The organism is Streptomyces sp. NPDC005195 (genome assembly GCF_040608315.1).
Classification (GTDB): Bacteria; Actinomycetota; Actinomycetes; order Streptomycetales; family Streptomycetaceae; genus Streptomyces; species Streptomyces kaempferi.
Map to the genome: position 1 here is coordinate 1 of NZ_JBEXHZ010000366.1, position 1,249 is coordinate 1,249.

Consider the following 1,249-nt stretch of genomic DNA (forward strand, 5'->3'; position numbering starts at 1 on the left):
GGTGCGCTCACCGAGGAAGGAGAGGGTCTTCCTGTCGAAGATCCACTCGGTGCGCTGTCCGCTGGTCTCGTCGAGACGGGCCACGGCGACACCGTGCCGTCCCGCGGCGTCGACCGCGTCATCGAGTGTGACCACGCCGGGGATCCTGGCCGCGGCCTTGTAGAGGGCGGCGTCGAGGGCGGGGGGAGGGAAGCTCTCGCCGAGCAGGTCGCCGATGGTGGTGAAGGCCTCCTGGGCGGGGCTGTTGCCGTGTCTCCTGGTCTCCGCGTAGATCTTCGTGAGGAGGGCGCCGGGATCCGTGGTGAGGGCGGCGAGGTAGTCGTACGAAGGGGCGTTGAGGTACGGCTTGACGTCCGACGCCAGGGTGATTCCCTTGGCGCCGGTGTTGCCCGGCTCGATCAGCCAGCCGTCGCTGCCGTCGAGGGACTTCCAGGTCTGGCGGTCGTGCAGCTTCTCGCTGACGACGGTGGTCCGGCCGCTGTCGTTACGGACGTACGTGGTGGCGGTCGTCGACTTGACGTAGACGTACTGCCCCTCGGTCGGCTTCGTCGTGGAGACGTCGTGGGCGGCCAGTGAGATGCGGTCCAGCAACTGGGTGGCACCGTGCGCGTGGGCGGTGCCCACGCGAGTGGTCAGGAGGGGGCCGGTGGCCAGACCGGAGCCGCCGGAGCCGCCGGAGCCGCCGGACGCGGAGGCGAGGTGGATGCCGGTCACGACGGCTCCGGCGAGAGCGAAACCGGCCACGGGGAGGACGATCGCGCGGCGGAGGAAGGGACGGGGTCGCCTCGTGGCGGCGGCGGGGGTGGCGGAGGACGCGCGGAGGTCCTCGTGGATCTGGGTCATGAAGCGCTCCCGGTGCAACTGGTGGCGGCCCGCCGGCAGGTCCCGCTCCGTGGCCTGGAGCAGCTTGTCGATGTCGTTGGTCATCGGATTCCTTCCTTCGCGGACCGGACCGCGATCGCGCGGTCGCTCTTTACCTGTCGCGGGCGGTCGGTGAGTTCCCGTCCGGGCGAGGCCAGTTCCGCGTCCGCCAGTCCGCGCAGCTTCGTACGGGCCCGGGACAGACGGGAGCGGACCGTGCCGACCGGGATCCCGAGGGCCAGGGCCGCGTCGGCGTACTCCATGCCCTCCCACAGGCACAGCACCAGGACCTCCCGTTCGGGTCTGCGGAGTGAGCCCAGTGCGCTGATGGCGGCGGCGATCCGGCGTCGGTCGTCCACCTGGCCGGCGACCGCCTCGGCGTGGTCGG

2 protein-coding genes are annotated in these 1,249 nt (G+C 71.4%); both read right to left on the bottom strand.

Translation table 11 applies throughout. The features are described from left to right. The coding region (locus ABZV34_RS39700) for a CU044_5270 family protein (protein ID WP_356288244.1) at window positions 1-927 on the bottom strand (927 nt) is incomplete at its 3' end. After that, the coding region (locus ABZV34_RS39705) for a sigma-70 family RNA polymerase sigma factor (protein WP_356288247.1) at window positions 924-1,249 on the bottom strand (326 nt) is incomplete at its 5' end. The genes ABZV34_RS39700 and ABZV34_RS39705, both read right to left, overlap by 4 nt.